The organism is Enterococcus larvae (assembly GCF_017830045.1).
In the GTDB taxonomy this organism is placed as follows: domain Bacteria; phylum Bacillota; class Bacilli; order Lactobacillales; family Enterococcaceae; genus Enterococcus_L; species Enterococcus_L larvae.
Genome location: NZ_JAEDXU010000013.1, coordinates 31,865 through 45,681, shown reverse-complemented (window position 1 = coordinate 45,681; position 13,817 = coordinate 31,865). Strand labels below are relative to the sequence as shown.

Genomic DNA, 13,817 nt, shown 5'->3' with positions numbered 1-13,817 from the left:
ATCATTATACAATTTAAACATAATTTTTAAAACCTAAGAAGAAGCAAACAACCAGAATAAATACAAAAATCATTCCGGAGATGATTCGTTCATGGATATTGAACTTTTCCGACTGCTTCGGCACTGCTAGAAACGTTGCTGCTAAAAGGCCGCCGATCAAGCCGCCGATATGTCCTAGGATGTCCACAGAGCTGCTGAATAGATTGAATATCAAATTGATTCCAATAAATGTTGCATACCGCTGTACCATGAAAGTAATAGCCGGATTATTTCTAAAATGCCTGCCTAGAATAATGAAGGCTCCAAACAGACCAAAAATCGCTGTACTTGCACCTGCCGAAATGCCATTTGATGCGCCTAAAGAGAAGCTTAGCAGATTCCCCGCAACACCACTCAATAGATAAATAGCGAGATATCGCCAATGACCATACACATTTTCTACCTGAGCACCCACATAATAAAGTGTAACCATATTCAATATAAAATGCATCCAGCCAATATGTAGAAACATCGGAGTGAAGAAACGCCAAAATTCATGATATTCGACAATCATTCGTTTGGACATCGCTCCCCAGTTCAGCAAGACCATTGTACTCTCTGATCCTCCGGAGACCTCCATCCCCAGAAACACGATCGTCGTGATCCCTAATAATATATACGTAATGATTGGCTGATTCATCAGCCTCTTTGCCTTCATCTTTGTTTGATAATCCATCAAATCCTCCTTATTTGATAAACAGTTTGTTTATCTGCTGGTCAAAAGCTTCCGCTTCCCAGCATTCCTGAATTTGTTCACTAAATACCAAACTACAGCTATTCCCCTTGAAATTCTCCAACACTCGGTCATAGTACCCACCGCCAAAGCCTACTCTAAAGCCTTCAACTGTAAATACCACCCCTGGAACAATCAACAGGTCGATTTCCGCTAAAGCGGTCTCCTGTTTTTCAGCCGGTTCCTCCACACCAAAGGAAGAACGAACAAATAGTGATTCCGGCGTGATTTGATGAAACCCCATCCAGCCGTTTTCTACCTTCGGCACCGTCACCTGTTTTCCCTCAGACCATGCCTTTCCAATCACAGGCAATGTATCGAATTCAAACGGCAGCGCCTTGACGACCCCAATCGTCTTTGCGGCCAGCCAGTATTCATCTGCAAATAACTGCTGGATGATCTGCTGCTCCTTGGCTGCTTTAAGTTCTTCATTTCTATACAGCCAATTTAAATTGGCTAAACCCAATGTTCTGATTTTTTTCTTTTCCATATCTTTCCGTCACACCCGAATGAGTTTTTCCGTCAATCTCGTCCCTTCACTTTTTACTATCCAAAACCTGTTAAACTATTCTATGGAATAATGATACTCGTCCATTTATTTAACAAGATTCATAGCTATTCAATATCTCTTAAGTTTATAAAAAAAACGCGTAAATGGCAATAAAAGTCATAGGCCCATATTTTATTTTCAGATGATGCACGCTATTACAGATGCCTTTCCAGCCAACTGCCGATTTTTTCATATACCTGCTGCTTCTCATCCTCAAACAATAGCTCATGTCTCAGCTCGGCGAACAATACCAGTGAAACATCCTTCACACCTGAGTCATTCAATGCTTTCGCTGTCTTTCTAACCCCTTTGCCATAGCCGCCTACTGGGTCTTGTTCACCACTGATCACCAGAATTGGCAGTACCTCTGCAATCGAGTCTGCCCAACCTTTTTTATTCGCTCCATGGATCAATTGAAACAAGGTATGAAACCCATTGTTTGTGAAAGTAAAGCCGGTCAGCTCATCTTCTTCGTAGCTGCGGATATTTTCCTGATTCTTACTTAGCCAATTAAAACGCCCCGGCTCTGGAAATTTCTTGCTAAACGAACCAAAAGCCAATTCATCAAGTAAATGGTTGACCTTTTTAGGCTGCAGTTTATTCAAACCCGCTGTGATCGATAGTGCTGTCGGAATGATTGCTGCACCTGCTCCGGTTCCCATAAGTACTGCACCGGAAATAGTTCTATTGTATTTTTGCAGATAACAGCGTAGCGCAAACGATCCCATACTATGCCCTAACATGAAATAGGGCAGCGACGGATACTGTTCAGCTGTTGCGTCTCTCACTACTTCAATATCTTCGATCACATGCTGTGCCGTTTCTCCTTTACCGAAATAACCATGCTGAGGGTCAAGCTGATCCACTGATTTTCCATGTCCCAGATGGTCATGACCAACAACCAAGTACCCTAGACTTGATAAGTACTCCGCAAAGCTATTGTAACGTTCAATATATTCAGCCATTCCGTGAATGATCTGAATCACGCCTCTTGGAGTCTCTATCGGCTCCCAACTTACTAGATGAAGCTCTGTTTTTTTATCTGAAGATAGACAATACGTTGATTTCATGACTGTTTCCTCACTTTAATTGATACCTCTCATTATATCGGATTGCCCGCCTTCTAAGTAGTAAAAAATGACAGGTTTATAAAAAAGTTTTAAATCCTCTGAAAATACAAAAGAAATAAATACACTGACAGCTGATTTTTGAAATACGTTGCAGCTTCAAGGCATTTCTATATAAGGGATACGCACCCAGAATACACACTCACCCTTCAGATTTTACCACCGGCACCCAAACCTCAAAAACCGCCTTCATCGGATCAGGTTCTAAATACAGTTCAATATCCGGTCCATTTGCATATTCATAACCGGAGCTAGGCAGCCAGTCTGTAACGATTCGTTTTTCCAGCTCCTGAATAGAGTGAGGCATTGGACCACTTCCGGAAAAAATCGCCCATGTATAGCCATCAATCTGGTACTCAGAAAAGCCCTCCGGTACAGGATCATCACTGGTCACAGCAATATAATAAGTTGGCTTCTCTTCTTCCTTGGTAAATCCGGCACTGATTCCCATCACTCCTTCGATCTCATGATTCATCACCGGAAACAGCTTTGCCAGCGTACCATCCTTGGCTGTCTTTGCCCAAAATGCAGGAATTTCCTTAAAATTCGTTTCTATCTCTTTAGACATAGGGATTGCGGCCCCAATTATTCGAAACGCTGATTTTGTCTCTACACGATACTCCATCTCAACATCTCCCTTGATGGAAATTTGAAATTTGATGCGAGGGTAGGATTTTAGAGCAACCCCTTCCTTTTGCGCTTGAGAAGGAGTGATTCCATGAATGTTTTTAAACGCTCGGGTAAAAGAATTTGGTGATTCGTAACCATATTTCACAGCAACATCTATCACTTTCCCCCCATGCTGCAGCTCAACTCCTGCCAAAGATATTCTCCTTCTTCGGATATATTCCGACAAAGGAACTCCTACCATATAAGAAAATACTCGTTGGTAGTGGTACTCCGAGCAGTTGGCGATCCTTCCTAATTTTTTATAATCGATATTCTCTGTCAAATGTTCTTCTATGTAAGCCAATGATTCTTCTAATTTATTGATCCATTCCATACGATTCACTCCAATTCTATGTTTTCTCCTGATTCACTTCTAAAAAAGCAGGAGCCTGTCATTTTTCGTTGTTAAAAAAGGAGCTGAGACATGAATATGCCGCAACTCCTTAAACTCAAAATAAACCCTGTTCTAAAAATAGCTCAGACATATATTGTAAAAAAAGCAATCACTACTGCTGAGCCCTTACTACCACTTACAACTACTTTAAACTAATCCAAAGCCTCTTGAATGATTGGGTTCACAGACTGCTCTACAGTGATTGTTTCTGTTCCATAACGCTCACCCAGAACATACTTCGCCATATGAATTGTTCGGTCACTCATACGCTCCAGATTTGAAGCCGTATCGATAAACAGGATGCCGTCTGCTGCGCGCCCTTTACCACTGTTCATGATTGAGATATATTTCTTCCGAAGATGTTTGACCATTTCATCAATCTCTTCCTCACGTTCTAAAATATGAGCGGCAATCTCTTTATCATCATTTTCAAAAGCAATCAAAGAGTCTTTGATATTCTTAGCTACTTTTTTAAACAGCTCAAGCAAATCTTCATCTGATACAATCAAGGTTGTACGATCAGATGTCTTGCCTTCTTTTTTATCTTTCGCTTTTTGCTTCTTTTCAGTCCGAATCGCTTCATCAATGTAACCAACGATATTTCGACAGTGATCGCCGATCCGTTCCAAATCCTTTGTCAGTTCCAGCATCATCGTCTGTTCATAACTCTCAGCAATCGATAATTCTGCTGATGACAATTGTACCAAATATTCTGTCAGACGGTTATCCATATCATTGATTGCAGTCTCATATTGGTCTGCATTCTCACGATCTACTTTATCTTGTTTCTCATAAAAAGCACTTGTTGCTTCATATGCGCCAACAACATACTCTCCCATCTGAAGCAATTCGATTTTTGCTTGATTCAATGCGACGGTTGGAGAATTTTGGATGATCGATTCATTCAAATTAGACGGTTTGAAGTCGATACCCTCTCTGTCTTTCCCAGGAATAATCTTTCTTACTAACAACTCGATTTTATCAATAAACCAGAATTGGATCATCAGGTTCGCCACATTGAACATCCCATGAGCGACGGCAATCTGCATCGCAGGATTCAAACCAAATGTATTGGATACAGCAACAACAACTGAGGTAAACGGCGAAAGCAGAATCGTGAAAATAATTGCTCCAACCAAGTTGAAAACAACATGAGACGCAGCTGTTCTCTTCGCAGCCACACTTGTTCCAAGCGCAGCAATAACAGCTGTTATTGTTGTTCCAATATTATCCCCAAAAAGAATCGGCAAGGCTGCACCGATCGCTAAGCTTCCTTGTGTATATAATTGCTGTAAAATCCCAATTGTCGCACTTGAGCTCTGCAATACCATCGTCAGTAATGTTCCGATCCCAACACCTAAAATCGGCTGGTGTGAAACATCTACCATTAAGTCTGCGAATTGCGGCAGCTCCTGCAGTGGTGCCATACCGCTCCCCATCAAATTCAAGCCATAAAACAAACAGCCGAATCCAAAAATAATTTGACCAATATTATTGATTTTTTCACGCTTGAAGAAGAAAAGCATGATGGAACCAACACCCATGATCGGCAATGCATACGCGCTCAGATTAAATCCAATGATGAACGCTGTTACAGTTGTTCCTACATTCGCCCCCATGATAACACCAATCGCCTGTCGCAGCGACATGAAGCCTACACTTACCAGTCCGACAGTCAAAACTGTTGTACCAGAACTTGATTGAATAATTGCAGTAACGATCAATCCCGCCAATACCGATCGTAACGGTGTAGAAGTAAACGTATTCAGAATCTCTCTTAAGGAATCACCTGCTGTTTTTTGCAGACCATCCCCCATATACTTCATCCCGAAAAGGAAAATCCCCAACCCTCCGAGAAAAAGAAATATCATTTCTTGATAGGACACCCTTGTACCTCCTCAAACAAAAAATAAACTCACTTTAAGAGTACAAAAAAAAGAGCCAGAAGTAAATACAATATTGCTATTTTCACATAAAAACAGCTTTTATTTTTCATTAAAATTTGTAATCTAAAGAGATAATAACACCGTCTATTTCCATTTCTAATAGACGGTGTTATTCTCTCTCTTTTAGTCAAAAACAATCACATTTTTGAGTCCTACTGCTTGCTGTGCATTATCCAGCGCTTGGGTAAACTGATCGATCGTGTAGCGTTCAGTGATCAATTGTACAACTGGGATTCTACCGCTGGCAATCAGCTTTTCAGATGTACGGTAGCCATGAAGGCTGGCTCTGGTACAACCATACACTCGTAATTGTTTATAGTGAAGGATGTTTGTATTTAAGGAGACATATTCCTTCTCCTTCGGTAATCCTCCAAAAAACAATAGGCGTCCATTCATCGCCATATAATTAAAGCTGGCTTCCTGAGCCTGAGGAGCAGGGGCTGCGACAATGCACAGATCAACGCCATTTTTATTCGTCTCCTCCATGATCTTCTGCTCCAGATTCTCACTCGTCAAGATTACTAGTTCCGGAACCAAGCTTTTCGCTGTTCGTAAGCGCTCCTCTTGGAGATCATTCATGATGACTTTTCCAGCACCTTTACTCAACGCCAGCATGGCATGCATGATCCCGATTGGACCGGAGCCGATAATCAACACGGTATCTCCTGCATGTATACCTGCAATCTCCTGTCCATTGAATACACAACTGAAGGGCTCAATCAGTGCAGCCTCTTCATAACTGATTTCTTCCTGTAGGATAGTAATGTTCCCCTGACGTATTGCTTTTTCAGGAACTTTCAAATATTCAGCAAATCCTCCTGGAAGATTGATGCCGAAAGCTTCATAAGCAGCACATAAATGTGTATTTCCACTAACGCACTGATCACAGATCCCACACCCCATATTGGGAGCCACAGCCACACGCATTCCTTTTTCGTATCCCTTAACTTGTTTACCGATTTCTTCGATGACTCCAGCAATTTCGTGCCCTAATGTCAGCGGATGCTGTTCATCCACACCTGAATACCCATTTTTATACATTCGGACATCTGTTCCGCAAATAGAAGCTGCCTTTACCTTGATCAATATCTCATTATCTGCAATCACAGGCTTAGAAACCACATTCACCTTCAGTTTTTCTTTTCCGAGCAGTTGGACTGCTTTCATTTTATCCTGAGTCATTGAGCTTCCTCCTTATCTATCCAGACAATTCGCTTCTCCAGTAACGAAGTCAAACCTGCATGTACCAGCTTTACTGCCATCATTCCATCATAGCCGGTTACAAATGGTTCACTGTCTTCTAAAATACAATCAATAAACGCTTGATCCTCAGCAACATAGGCATCTGCGAACAGATAAGTCCAGCTATGCATGGCCGGACGGATGATTTCTCCTTCACGATTGGCAATCACTACCTTGTGCTTGCTTTGGTCGCCAATCAATACACTGCCGTTTGTTCCAAGAATCTCTACACGTGCGTCATAACCATACTGTACATACTGAGCACCATCAACTGCTCCTAATTTCCCATCTAAAAACTGTAAATTCATCGAGACTGTATCATAATAATCAGGATAATCCTCTTTTATTTCCGGCGATCGGAAGTTTCCGCCAATTGAATAGATAGACACCGCTTCACTACCTGTGAACCAACGCAATGTATCTAAGTCATGACTGTTTACTTCCCCGATAGGTCCATTACTTTTAGAGATATCATACATCCAAGGCTTGGGTTCACTTGGGCCATGAGTCAAGGACTTTACTAAAACAACTTCACCAATAGCTCCCGAATCAACGATTCTTTTTGCCTCTTGAAAGCTTTCATCAAATCGACGCATGAATCCCACCTGCAGCTTCACTTGATTTCTCTCAGCCGCCGCAATCATTTCTAAACATTCAGCTTCATCCATTGCTAACGGCTTCTCACATAGAATATGTTTCCCCGCTTCTGCTGCTGCAATAACGATCTCTTTATGATAAACAGTTGGTGTGACCACAATCACTGCATCAATTTCTGTATTCTTCAAAGCCTGTCGATAATCTGTATAGGTATATGTCACATTCAGCTCTTTTTCAGCTGCCTTCAACGCTTCTTGGGATGGATCACACAAGGCAATCAATTCCCCGCCTCGAATTTTCGCCGCCATATTCCTGCCATGGATCAGCCCAGCCCTGCCTGTACCTATCAAACACACACGAATCGTCTTCATTTCCTATTCCTCCAAGTCATAAATGTCTTTTTCACGCTTGTTCACGCTTCTTTGCACCAGCTAGTTTGACTGCTGTCACTAAGAATCCGCTAACAGCTGTCCCCACAGCCAATGCAATAATATAAAAGAGAACATTGGACACTGCACCGGGAATCAAGAATACGAAGAATCCACCATGTGGAACGGCAATTCCACAATTAAACAGCATCGAAAGCGCCCCTGTGAGTGCAGAACCAATTGTTACTGATCCTAATACACGAAGAGGATCCGCTGCTGCAAATGGGATTGCTCCTTCTGAAATAAAGGAAAGGCCTAGTACCCATGCTGATTTCCCCGCTTCACGCTCCTCATTTGTATAAAGCTGTTTTCCTAGAACTGTTGATGACAGCGCCATTGCTAAAGGAGGAACCATACCTGAAACCATAACAGCTGCCATGATTGTACTTGTTTCTCCTGCAGCTAAGTTCGTCAGTGAGGCAACGCCAAAAAAGTAAGCTGCTTTTCCTATAGGACCTGCCAAATCTACAGCCATCATTGCACCCAAAATCAAGCCGAGAAGAACAGAGTTGATCCCTGTTAAACTATTCAGCCAATTCATGATCCCTTCATTGATTGCAGTAATCGGCACACCTACGACAAATTTCATAATGCCGCCAACAATCAAAACAGAAAGGATCGGCAGAATCAAAACTGGTAGTAATCCTGAAAAAGCAGCAGGAAGCTTCAAGAATTTCTTTAAGAAAAGAATCGTGTAACCTGCTAAAAATCCACCGAGCAAAGCACCAAGGAAACCAGCATTCATACCTGAAGCGACCATACCTGCCACCATTCCCGGTACCAGCCCTGGGCGATCAGCAATTGAGAATGCTACATAGCCGCCTAGAATCGGCCACATCAAACCCATAGCAATTCCGCCAAGCTCGTTGATCGTCTGGGCGATTTCTCCTTCCGCATTGATCCCGCCAAAGGCAAATGCTAAAGCAATACATAGACCGCCGGCAACGACAAAAGGAATCATATAAGAAACACCTGTCATCAAATGGCTATATATCCCTTTTGCGGGTTGTTTCGCTTCTAACTTTTCTCCATCAGAGACTTTGTTTTGAAATACTGGTGCAGTTAAAGAGCGTTCCAGTAAATTTGGACCAGCATTGATTGCTTCGTTGACATCTACTTCAACCAGACGTTTTCCGTTGAAACGGTCTTTATTGACCGTTGTACTTGCAGCAATCACAACAGCATCTGCTTCAGCAATATCTTCTGCTGTCAGAACATTTTCAGCACCAATAGATCCCTGTGTTTCAACCTTTATCTCATATCCTTTTTCTTTTGCAGCTATTTCCAGATTTTCAGCAGCCATATAAGTATGGGCGATCCCAGTAGAACAAGAGGTAATTGCAACAATTTTCATTTTTTCTTCCTCCTTTTATTCGTCAATGATTGAATAAATCTCTTCTGCATCCACAGCATTCATTAAACGATCTCTAATATCCTGATGCATCAATTTGCGTGACAGCTGGCTCAAGATTCTCAGATGCTCATCATCAGAATTTTCAGGAACGGCAATCAAAAAGAGTAGATGAACGGGCTTGCCGTCCATAGAATCGTAACTGATCCCTTCCTTGCTTCGACCAAATCCTAAAGTTGGGGAAGAAACTGCTTTTGATTTACCATGAGGAATCCCTACTCCAAATCCAATCCCTGTCGTTGCTTCTGCTTCACGCTTCATGACCGCAGCTAAGTAGCTTGTCAAATCAGTTATCCTGCCCGCCTGCATCATTTTTTCTGCAAGCTCTTCAATCCCCATTGTTTTTGACTTACTGTTCAGTTCCAAAACAATTGTCTCTTCTGTCATCAGCTCTTTCAGTCCCATTTAGCTCTCCTCCGTGATCAACGCCTTATATTCTTCAACGATTGAAATACCTGAGCTCGTTCCAAGACGTTCCGCTCCTGCTTCAACCATTGCTTTGGCAGTTGCAAAATCCCGTATACCACCAGCCGCTTTTACTTTGACATCATTGCCTACGACCGACTTCATCAAACGCACATCCTCCACCGTCGCACCACCAGTACCAAAACCTGTGGAAGTCTTTACAAAATCAGGTCGAATCTCCTTAGCCAATTCACATACCTCACGTTTTTCAGCATCGGTCAGGTAACAGTTTTCAAGAATCACTTTGCTCAATATATTATGTTCTTTACAGACGGCAACAATCTTTTCCATCTCCTCGCGGATATACGCCAAATTTCCATCCTTCAGCTCGCCAATGTTGATTACGTAATCAATTTCATCTGCCCCGTTCTCAATTGCATTTTCTACCTCAAATACTTTTGACTCAATCGTTGTCTGCCCTAATGGAAAACCAATCGCTGCCCCAACATGTACCGGGCTTTCCTCTAAAATTTTTGCACATAAACGAACTGGTGAGGAATTGATTGCAACCATTTTGAATCCATATTGATCCGCTTCCCTGCATAATTGCTCAAATCCCGTACGTACTGCATCTGCCTTTAATAATGTGTGATCGACTAAACCAGCAAGTTCTTCTACCGTTAATTGAAATGTCATTGAAATTCCTCCTTGAATTGAATTCGTTTTCATTTTATCACTAATTTTCATTTTGTCAACATATAAAAGCAAATGAAAGTTAAATTACTTTCATTTGCGAATAAAAAGAGTGGGACAATAATCTGTTGCCACTCTTTTCCATACCCTAAATCCGAATAAACGGCGAGTCAGAAGTAGCTCCTACGACAATAAGCCGGAATTCAACAAAAATTTGTGAAACAATTTTCGTGAATTCCGGCTTATTGCTTGTAGCTAAACACTTCTGTCTCAGCCTCTTGAATACAGTTTATTATTTATTTGAGCTGTCCTTGATGCTCCTATCAAGCAGTAATAACTGTCATTTGTTGTTTTAACAGCTCATGATCTCTCTTGTTGATGGTTGTATCCGTTATAAAAATATCTGTCTCATTTGGCAAGGCAAATAGTTTAAAGCTGTCTTTACCAATTTTACTAGACTCACAAAGCATCAGCTTTTGATCGGCAATCGAAAACAACACTTTCTTCAATTCTGCTGTCCCAACATTCGGTGTAGAGTACCCTTTCGTTATAGAAAAAGAGGTTGTTCCTATGATCGCTTTATCCACAAGAAAAGTCCGAAGAGATTCAATAACCATTTCTCCTGAGGCATATTGAAACCCATTTCGTACGACTCCGCCAATCAGACATATTTCATGATCGGTTTCCTCACTCAACATAGACGCAATTTGCAAATCGTAGGTAAGTATTCTCAGTGATTTTACTGGACTATAAATCAATGCTTCCGCAAAGGCCAGACAGGAAGTTCCGGTGTCAATAACTAAAGAGTCCCCATCGTTCAATAAAGTGACCGCTTTTCTGGCAATTCGTCTCTTTTCATCGGTAAGAGCCCTGACCTTTGGTTTATCCTCAAAGCTTCGCTGTGGATTACGGATGGCTCCTCCATGCGTCCTTGTCAGCAAATGTTCTTTTTCCAATTCTCGCATATCTGTTCGAATCGTACTACCTGAAACTTGAAACAATTCAACCAAATCTGTTACCTGAACACGTTCCTGTTCATCCAAAAGACGTAATATCTCTGTTTTCCGTTCCTCCGCATACATAAACTTATTTTCTTCCATTTTCTTACACCCTATCACTTACTTTTATTTACTTTCATTTCAAATGGTAACATGCGTCCTTGAGAAAGTGAAGCTTTTGCTTCTATTTTCAGACAGCACATTGATCAAGAATATCATTGCAACACCTATTTTTATCAAATTGCTTCATCATCTAGCCTGCAAAGTATCATCACGGTGATTACCTCTACTTACGCTTAAACATCTGAGTTGCTGCTACAGCCAGCTTCCAGCCTTCATAAAGCTCGTCTCTTTCACTCTCAGCCATGTTTGATTCAAACAGCCGACCATCTTTAGAAAATTCTTTGATTTCATCAAGATCCTTCCAAAAGCCGACAGCTAATCCTGCTAAAAAAGCAGCCCCCAAAGCAGTTGTTTCCAAGTCATAGGCACGTTGAACAGGTGTATTAAGGATATCCGCCTGAAACTGCATCAGAAGATCATTGTTTGCTGCCCCGCCATCTACTTTCAAAACGGGAATATCGATCCCTGTATCGTCCTTCATTGTATCAATGATGTCTCTAACCTGGTAGGCAACAGCCTGTAAGGTAGCTTTCACAAAATCTTCTCTCGTTGTCCCTCTGGTCAACCCAAATACTGCTCCCCGTGCATCTGAATCCCAATACGGCGCACCAAGTCCGGTAAATGCCGGCACAACATACACTTCATTTTGATTGTCAGAAGCTCTGGCTGCCTCTTCTGACTCTGCTGAGGTATGGATCATCTTCAACCCGTCTCTTAGCCATTGAACAGCAGACCCCGCAACAAAGATACTTCCCTCTAACGCATAATAGATTTTTCCATTGATACCATAGCCAATCGTAGTCAGTAGGTTATTCGCTGACAGTTGCGGCTGCTCTCCGGTGTTCATCACAATAAAGGAGCCTGTGCCATATGTATTCTTGACCATGCCCGGTTCAAAAGCCATCTGACCGAATAACGCTGCCTGTTGATCTCCCGCCATACCGGAAATCGGTGTCTCACTGCCGTAAAAGTGATAGCTCTTTGTCTGCCCATAAATTTCTGAATTAGAAGCAACCTTCGGCAGCATGATTTTCGGAATATTTAATAAATCCAAAATATCCTGATCCCAATCCAACTGATGAATGTTAAACAACATCGTTCTACTTGCATTGGAGTAATCTGTCACATGAGTTTCCCCGCCAGTCAGCTTCCAAACCAGCCATGTATCGATCGTCCCAAAAAGTAATTCTCCTTTTTCCGCTCGTTCCTGAGCACCAGCTACATGGTCTAAAATCCAACGCACCTTTGTTGCCGAGAAATACGCATCGATCAACAAGCCAGTTTTTTTATGGATCATCTCACCATAGCCATCAGCTTTCAGCTGATCTGCGATTTGCGAAGACTGTCTGGATTGCCATACTACTGCGTTATGGATAGGCAGCCCAGTTTTCTTATCCCATACAACTGTAGTCTCCCGCTGATTGGTAATACCAATACCCGCAATATCAGATGGTCGGATATCTGACTCGATCAAGACCCCTGCGATGACAGATTGAACAGAGTTCCATATTTCACTGGCATTATGCTCCACCCAACCGGCATTTGGAAAATATTGAGGAAACTCCTTTTGAGAACTGCTAACCTGTTTTCCCTCTTTATTGAAAATAATCGCTCGTGAGCTTGTTGTCCCTTGATCGATCGCCATGATATATTTTTTTTCTTTCATTCCTTGTTTCTTCCCCCTGACAACTTGAATATCTTTCAAAACCTTGATAAAACCTGAAATTTCTACATTCGTCGTGAACTCCATATAAATCTTACAAGATAAATGGACAAACACTGTTACTCCATCATTCTCATCACATTATCTGTGAGCCGCACGATTATTGAATTTTTTGATACACTAACAAATGCTGAATGATAGCGAGTCATTACAGATACAAATACCTGCATTAACACATTCAGACATATTCAAAATGATGACTTCTTTTTTATTATAAAAGAATCCGCATGGTAAATCATCTTTTGAAGATAATTCTTATCCTTTAATCAAATTTTAGGCTGATCGTCGGCAGTTTCTGAATTGATTCTGCTTATGATCCCTTCATTCAATCCATACGCTGATAGTTAATAACTGATTATAAAAACTCTTTCTTCCTTTAGCACTGTAAACCAGAAATGTATCTTTGAAGGAGAATGACACTATACGGACTGTAAAAAATCCACTATCAGGTATAAATTATCAGACTTAGAGATTAGGATAAAATCCATTTTTATATTGCGAAGAGAATCTTCTTTAGGTATACTGATGAGGTAGGATAGAAATAAATTATTTATCATAAATAAAAACGGCACTTCTTTTTTCGGCGCCAACCGAAGAAACGGAGCCTTGTACAAGCAGCTGCCACTGTTGATACAAATGCCAATAGTTACAAAACAATATCACGTAGTTGATTCTTTCCATTATCTGAGCACGTTCGTTCAAAGGGTTTCTCCTTTCCCGATTTCAGATAATCAAAGTG

Annotated in this window: 13 protein-coding genes; all 13 read right to left on the bottom strand. The window is 41.4% G+C overall.

Annotated features, from left to right (window positions below):
- Window positions 1-13: 13 nt before the first annotated feature.
- Window positions 14-715 (bottom strand): rhomboid family intramembrane serine protease, encoded by a 702-nt coding sequence (locus tag I6N96_RS17895; RefSeq protein ID WP_209558937.1) that lies wholly within the window; start codon window positions 713-715, stop codon window positions 14-16.
- 10 nt (window positions 716-725) lie between these two features.
- Entirely contained in the window at window positions 726-1,262 is a 537-nt protein-coding gene (locus I6N96_RS17890) for a 5-formyltetrahydrofolate cyclo-ligase (protein ID WP_209558936.1), read from the bottom strand.
- Window positions 1,263-1,477: 215 nt separating this feature from the next.
- Entirely contained in the window at window positions 1,478-2,392 is a 915-nt protein-coding gene (locus I6N96_RS17885) for an alpha/beta fold hydrolase (protein ID WP_209558935.1), read from the bottom strand.
- A 199-nt stretch (window positions 2,393-2,591) separates the two neighbouring features.
- A complete protein-coding gene (locus I6N96_RS17880) occupies window positions 2,592-3,452 on the bottom strand; it encodes an AraC family transcriptional regulator (protein WP_209558934.1) in 861 nt (286 codons plus the stop codon).
- 212 nt (window positions 3,453-3,664) lie between these two features.
- Window positions 3,665-5,398, bottom strand: a complete 1,734-nt coding sequence (locus tag I6N96_RS17875) for a Na/Pi cotransporter family protein (RefSeq protein ID WP_209558933.1) — start codon at window positions 5,396-5,398, stop codon at window positions 3,665-3,667.
- A 183-nt stretch (window positions 5,399-5,581) separates the two neighbouring features.
- A complete protein-coding gene (locus I6N96_RS17870; RefSeq protein WP_245187041.1) occupies window positions 5,582-6,640 on the bottom strand; it encodes an alcohol dehydrogenase catalytic domain-containing protein in 1,059 nt (352 codons plus the stop codon).
- Window positions 6,637-7,668 carry a Gfo/Idh/MocA family oxidoreductase gene (locus I6N96_RS17865; RefSeq protein WP_209558932.1) on the bottom strand — a complete coding sequence of 344 codons (1,032 nt, stop codon included), beginning with the start codon at window positions 7,666-7,668 and terminating at the stop codon, window positions 6,637-6,639. Before I6N96_RS17865 ends, I6N96_RS17870 begins: the two co-directional genes overlap by 4 nt.
- A gap of 31 nt (window positions 7,669-7,699) precedes the next feature.
- Window positions 7,700-9,079, bottom strand: a complete 1,380-nt coding sequence (locus I6N96_RS17860) for a PTS fructose transporter subunit IIC (protein WP_209558931.1) — start codon at window positions 9,077-9,079, stop codon at window positions 7,700-7,702.
- 15 nt (window positions 9,080-9,094) lie between these two features.
- Window positions 9,095-9,541 carry a PTS sugar transporter subunit IIA gene (locus I6N96_RS17855; RefSeq protein WP_209558930.1) on the bottom strand — a complete coding sequence of 149 codons (447 nt, stop codon included), beginning with the start codon at window positions 9,539-9,541 and terminating at the stop codon, window positions 9,095-9,097.
- Window positions 9,542-10,237, bottom strand: coding sequence for a deoxyribose-phosphate aldolase (gene deoC / locus I6N96_RS17850; protein WP_209558929.1), 696 nt, complete (start codon window positions 10,235-10,237; stop codon window positions 9,542-9,544).
- A gap of 320 nt (window positions 10,238-10,557) precedes the next feature.
- On the bottom strand, window positions 10,558-11,334 hold the full coding sequence (locus I6N96_RS17845; RefSeq protein ID WP_209558928.1) for a DeoR/GlpR family DNA-binding transcription regulator: 777 nt from the start codon (window positions 11,332-11,334) through the stop codon (window positions 10,558-10,560).
- 184 nt (window positions 11,335-11,518) lie between these two features.
- The gene (glpK, locus tag I6N96_RS17840) at window positions 11,519-13,021 is read right to left on the bottom strand and encodes a glycerol kinase GlpK (protein ID WP_209558927.1); all 1,503 of its coding nucleotides are present in this window, start codon (window positions 13,019-13,021) and stop codon (window positions 11,519-11,521) included.
- A 603-nt stretch (window positions 13,022-13,624) separates the two neighbouring features.
- Window positions 13,625-13,780 (bottom strand): hypothetical protein, encoded by a 156-nt coding sequence (locus I6N96_RS17835; protein ID WP_209558926.1) that lies wholly within the window; start codon window positions 13,778-13,780, stop codon window positions 13,625-13,627.
- Window positions 13,781-13,817 lie beyond the last annotated feature (37 nt).